Annotated in this window: 4 protein-coding genes; all 4 read left to right on the forward strand. The window is 41.8% G+C overall.

Features of this window, described 5'->3' with window-relative positions; translation table 11 throughout:
- Positions 1 to 28: 28 nt before the first annotated feature.
- The 4 genes from AC58P7_RS31900 to AC58P7_RS31915 all read left to right on the forward strand — a co-directional run bounded on the left by AC58P7_RS31900 (position 29) and on the right by AC58P7_RS31915 (position 5,830).
- Positions 29 to 1,333, forward strand: a complete 1,305-nt coding sequence (locus AC58P7_RS31900; RefSeq protein WP_497350123.1) for an ABC transporter substrate-binding protein — start codon at positions 29 to 31, stop codon at positions 1,331 to 1,333.
- A gap of 138 nt (positions 1,334 to 1,471) precedes the next feature.
- A complete protein-coding gene (locus tag AC58P7_RS31905) occupies positions 1,472 to 3,076 on the forward strand; it encodes a response regulator transcription factor (RefSeq protein ID WP_497350124.1) in 1,605 nt (534 codons plus the stop codon).
- A 14-nt stretch (positions 3,077 to 3,090) separates the two neighbouring features.
- Positions 3,091 to 4,887, forward strand: coding sequence for a cache domain-containing sensor histidine kinase (locus tag AC58P7_RS31910; RefSeq protein WP_497350125.1), 1,797 nt, complete (start codon positions 3,091 to 3,093; stop codon positions 4,885 to 4,887).
- A complete protein-coding gene (locus AC58P7_RS31915) occupies positions 4,874 to 5,830 on the forward strand; it encodes a hypothetical protein (RefSeq protein ID WP_497350126.1) in 957 nt (318 codons plus the stop codon). The genes AC58P7_RS31910 and AC58P7_RS31915 overlap by 14 nt, the downstream gene beginning before the upstream one ends.
- Positions 5,831 to 6,043: the final 213 nt, after the last annotated feature.

Genomic DNA, 6,043 nt, shown 5'->3' on the forward strand with positions numbered 1-6,043 from the left:
GATGAAGGGGTTATGACAAATGGCTACAATGCGAAAAAGATTAGCGATTGCCATGTTATCGACAGTATTAGGGGCCTCGTTGGCAGGATGTGGTGCAGCAGATTCCACGCCTAAAGCTGCAGAAACAAGTACCGCAGCTAGTACCAGCAGCACAAGCGACAAACCAGTCAAACTTCGTATTATGTGGTGGGGATCACAGCCAAGGCACGATGCAACATTGAAAATACTTGATTTATACACAAAGAAAAACCCAAATGTCACGTTCGAACCCGAATATTCTGGATTTGATGGCTACATTGACAAGCTGACCACGCAAGCTGCTGCCAAAAACGCGCCCGATGTTATTCAAATGGACGCTGCGTGGCTAGCGGATTGGAACGCAAGAAATCAATTGGCTGATCTCAGTAGCATCAATGTAAAGGATGTAGATCCTAACCTTGTAGAAGCGGGGAAATATAAAGGCAAGGAAACGGCAGTTCCACTTGGCGGTAACGCTTGGGGACTCATTTATGACAAGAGTGCATTAGATAAGCTTGGCTTTCAATTGCCAGCGGACGGTATTACCTGGGATGCATTTTTCAAGCTTACCCGAGACATCAAGTCGAAGTTGGACAAGGATCATTTCGTAATGGGGGATATTACAAGAAATCGGGATATGTATACCTCCTACCAGTTAAGTAAAGGCAAAGGGTATCCGGTAACACCAGAGGGGAAATTTAATTTCGATAAGGATACTTGGTTGGAATGGATACATATCATTGGTGATTTACGAAAAGAAGGCGTAGTACCTCCGCCAGATCTATCTGTTAGCGATGTTGACTTGGATCCGAAGCTTGATCTTATGCTTACTGGAAAAACGATTTTCAAGGCAGCACATGCTGCGCAGGCATCCTCTTGGGACAGCTTGAAGCCAGGCAGCATCGGCGTAGCCGCCATGCCAAAGGATAAGCAAGGCGGAGGATGGTTGAAGGCAACATTCTTCTTCAGCGTAAGCCAAGATTCCAAAAATAAAGAAGAAGCCAAAAAGTTTATCGATTGGTTTATCAACGATCCGGAAGCGGGTGCTATTTCGGGTACGACACGCGGGGTGCCGGTTTCTAATCTAATTCTTGGGCAGCTTCAGCCTAAATTTACGGCAGCAGATAAATTGACAATCGACATGATTAGCAAGGCAGCGCCTAGCGCACAAAAGTTTAATCCAGCTGCGGCGGGATGGAACAACTTCGATACGAAGGATTACAAGACAGTTACGGAATCGATTATGTTCGGGAAAATGACACCTGAGCAAGGATTTGACGAGCTAAAGAAAAAATCAGCAGAGTATGAGAAATAATCATGCCGATCTGTTGACGAAGATGGCGTAAATCCCAATGAGCGCCCCTTAAGTTAACATGGATACCCACTTGCGGGTGTTCCGATGTTATAATTTAAGGGGCGCTTTGATGTAAATGGAATCTAGGAGGGCAATGGCATGTGGAAGATTGCGATTATCGATGACGACCGACATGTACTCAAAGGTATGAAGCAAGTCATTCCTTGGGAAGAAATCGGTGCCGTATGGGTAGGGGATAGTCTTAACGGAGAACGAGGACTGGAGTTGATTCGGACCACGAAGCCAGATATCGTGATCACCGACATTTACATGCCCGTCATGAGCGGAATGAAAATGATTGAAGCTTTGCGAGAAGAGTGTTACAAAGGGAAAATTCTTATTCATAGCGGCTATTCTGATTTCGAAGTTGCACGTCAAGCGTTAAGACTCAATGTAGAAGATTACTTATCGAAGCCCGTTTCCAGAAACACGATTACGGAAGTGCTGCAGCGCACGATTGAGGCAATCGAACAAGAAAATAATTCGAAGGTTGAACATGAAAAGTATCGTGACCAACTGCACGTATATGAGCCTTTCGTTCGTAAGGAATGGTTAAAAGCCGCTGTTACCGGTACAACTAACAATTGGAGTGAGATGAATCTCTTTTTCCAACATGAAATTGAAAAAAGCCATCTGGTCTTAGGTGTTGAAATAGTAAGAACGACAAGAATTTCTGAGGTCCAAGCGCCGGATCGATATTTATTCCGATTTGCAATTCATAATATCATTCAAGAAATTCTTCATGAGGAAGAAATCACATTTGACTATGTCGAATTGCATGGATACCATGCAGCGTTGATTCTTCAATTTGAGAAGCATGCGCGATATTCAGAGCAGATCGATACGATCAGAAGCCTTGCAAGTAAGATGATTGATTGCGTGAACAGATACCTCCATATTGCCATTCAGATCGGTATTGGAGGGCTTAAAGACAACTGGTACAACCTGTCAGATTCCTTGGAGGAGGCATTCCAGCTGTTATCTCCTGATGTTCGCGGATATCATTCAACCGGTGTTTATGAGCATGCGAGGTCCGACAATCCTATTATGAATACGCTTCAAATAAAGACCAAACCGATGAAGTTTTATCAGCAGCTCATTGAAGATATCAAAAATACGCAGGGGAAAAATGCCGAAAAGATCATCCACAACTATATGAGTACCTTGCATCAGTATGCCAACCCACTTCAATTCAGCGTAATGGGTGCGCAATTTTGGGCGATTTTAAACTTTGCTTTGGGTGATGAAGATATTCGCTTGGATGATATTTTTCAGGGGGAGACGATTGAAAGAGAACTAAGTCAACTCTACACCGTTGAACAATATGAAACATGGTTGATGGAGAAAATTCAGCGAATCTGTATGGGGCAAGAATGGCAAGAAAACTTCAAACACAAGCTGGCGATTGATTTTATTAAGCAATATATTCAAGAAAACTTCTCCAAGGATATTACGATTGCAGAACTTGCTGAGAAAGTATACATTTCACGTAATTATTTAAGTCAAATCTTCAAGAACGCAACTGGGGAAACCATTAATAACTATATCATTAGTGTGAAGATGGAAAATGCCAAACGGATGATTTTGGAAAGAAAGTTCAAAATTTATGAGGTCGCGAAAAATGTGGGGTACAGTAATATTCCCTATTTCAGTACAACGTTTAGAAAGCATTTTGGAATAACTCCTGCTGAATTAATTACATAAAGGCGGATTTGCAAATGAAGAACTTATTTAAAAAATACCGCATCGATTATCTATTATATGGTGGACTAGCTAGCTTCGTAATTATTTTACTAACCATTGTCATTTGGTTGACCTACATTCTTTCGACGCAAGAAGTAGTTCGAATGACATCTTATTATCAAAAAGGGCTATTAGGTGAATTATACAATAAAATTGATATTCAAATGCGTTCCATTGAGCAAGTCTCCTTAAATGTCTCTCGGAATATAGTAACGAATGAGTATCAAGTGATTACGACGGATTCCTATAAAAATTATCAAAAGCGTGAGGAATTGGAATTATTTTTGAATAATGTGATTTACTCAACACCTATCATTCACTCTATCGATTTTTATATGAAAAATGTGATTCCAACCAAATCACAGAGTCTTGTTACGTATTATGATGAGAAAGAAGCTGAATCACAAGATTGGTATAGCTCAGTGGATCATACTGACTTCACTTGGGTTGGTCAACATACAATTAACTCGGCTCAAGGCAGTATAAATGTCATTAGCTTTGCTCGGAAAGTCTACACCAATGGTGGGGTATATCAAGGGTTGCTGCTGTTGAATGTGCAAGCTTCTTCCATACAAAGCTTGGTTGGCGGCGAAACGCCAGATTCCAACCGTGTTTTATTAGATTCAGGAGGCCGGGTGATTGCCTTTATAGGAGAGCCTTCGCTTCAAAAAAAGATTAAATCTTATTTGCCGGAAATGAAAGCAGAATCGGGTTATGTCAAAGTGAGATCTTCAGCGGAAACTAAATCGGTTTCGTCTGCGGTGGACACGTTAATGGTATGGGCTACGCATTATAATTCGAATTGGACGCTCGTTCAACTTACGCCATGGAGTGAATTAACCCGCGGGAGTGTGCGGATTGCATCCATTTTGGCACTTGTCGGCTTTTCAGCGATTGTCATTTCTTTATTATTTGCTTTATACTTCTCTGGTTTATTTATTAAACCAATCCGACTTTTGCTTCATGAGATGGGGAGATACTCAGCAAATGCCAATAAAATCAATTTACCGGAAGACTATCACAATGAATTTGGTGTTTTATTCTCTGGGTACCGGAAATTAATTGAACGGATTAAAGCGCTTTATTCATCGTTAGAAAATCAATATAAAGAACAAAAAAAGGCTGAAATCAAAGCGTTACAAGCGATGATAAACCCTCATTTTCTATATAATACCTTAGATCAGCTAAATTGGATGGCCCTAGCAGCAGGACAAGATAAATTGAGCCGAATTCTTGAACTGATGGGGAAAATGTTTCGAATCGGACTGTCCAATGGTGAGAGTCTAATCACAATACGAGAAGAATTTATGCATGCGGAGTGTTATGTACAAATTCAACAGTTGCGATGGGAAGAGGGGTTGGCGGTAACCTTCGATATTCCCGAGCATGTGAAGGAATGGTATATGCCGAAAATGACCTTGCAGCCTTTTATTGAGAATGCCATCATGCATGGTTTTAATGAAAGATTAACCGGAAGCATCATCGTACAAGCGCAAGAAGCAGGGGAGTATATGGTCATCTCTATAAAGGATGATGGCGTAGGACTCAAAAAAAATTGGGATGAGAAGCGAGAAGGCAACACTGGCGGGTATGGGATACGCAATGTGAAAGAGCGGTTCGAAGCCTTTTTTACAAATCGGTATCGCCTAGACATTGCGAACAATGAGGAGTCAAGCGGGACAACGGTCTGTATTCGTTTCCCGATTCTCAAGATCAAAATGACGGAAGATCTGACTACGAGCCTAGGGGGAGTGACCCGTGACTCCGCATAAGCGTGTACAACGAATTTTAGACCAATTGGGCAAGCCAGATTTATTAGATGAATGGAGTCAACAAATCCCTTTATCCGACCTAACTACGATATTACTCGAGTTATTTAGCAAGAAGACAAGTGAGATATCACCGCGTGAATTGATGAAAGCCTATACTGCGAACAGATTTGTGCAGCCTTCGTCTACGAATCCAATCGTGTTGAAGCAAATGGAAATTGACATGCTGACCATTGCGCAATTGGCTGCTTATGAGCCCATTCAACTATCACCTGTTGCTCCATTAGGTTCGTGTTCCGTGGTTGCTCCTGCGAGTCAAAATAAGGTTTTATCGGCCTTGAGGGGAACGGAGGTGGTAGCTGATGCTACTAATGTATTGGCACTACACATCTGTATGCTATTAAAGGAAGGTAAATTATCAAATCGGGAACATTCCGTTAGATACAGTACGACACATCGACTGGTAAGAGCGCAAAAATTTACGAGCCCTGGATCGCTTACTCACTTCACTTTATTCAATATGGTTGCTTCCGGGAGGGATGCTGGCTCCTATTCCTTTGAAAAAAGGACACTACTCGAACAACTTCATCTGTATCAAAACATATTCAAATCTTTATGTGATACCCCTATCAAGGTGAGATTTAAGCAACTTGACGGTTATACCGATTCCAAAGGGCTCATTCAACGTCTACGTGAATACATCCAAGAGCAGCTGCCAGAAATCGTAATTTGCGAAAGCTCAGATACCGCTAACAATCCCTACTATAAAGGCGTACAGTTTACGATTATAGTGCAGATAAACGGAAGAGAGCTCTCGATCGGTGACGGTGGTTTCGTGGATTGGTCGCAGCAGTTGCTCGGCAATCAAAAGGAAAGAATGATGATCAGTGCGATTGGCTTGGATAGGCTTATTGAAGCAATGGAGGAAGACCGCGACCACATATAGCCGCGGTTTTCTGCATTTATATAAATCTAGTATTTCTGTTTGGCAGCTATGTGATGGTCAAAGAGTTGAAAGAAGATTAAAAACCACGTGCTAACGTTGAGTTTGGTCATACCCCTGTCAAGTAGACAAATGAAAAAAGCTATGCTGCCAAAGCGCATCGATACTCAATCGGTGCGCGTTTTTTCAGTTTGGATTGAAACCGTTGGTAGTTAT

The sequence above is a fragment of the Paenibacillus sp. J22FR5 genome (genome assembly GCF_059691975.1).

Bases quoted from the DNA above. Each gene is read 5' to 3' on its own strand.
- AC58P7_RS31900 (WP_497350123.1), top strand. From the start codon at position 29: ATGCGAAAAAGATTAGCGATTGCCATGTTATCGACAGTATTAGGGGCC.
- AC58P7_RS31910 (WP_497350125.1), top strand. From the start codon at position 3,091: ATGAAGAACTTATTTAAAAAATACCGCATCGATTATCTATTATATGGT.
- AC58P7_RS31905 (WP_497350124.1), top strand. From the start codon at position 1,472: ATGTGGAAGATTGCGATTATCGATGACGACCGACATGTACTCAAAGGT.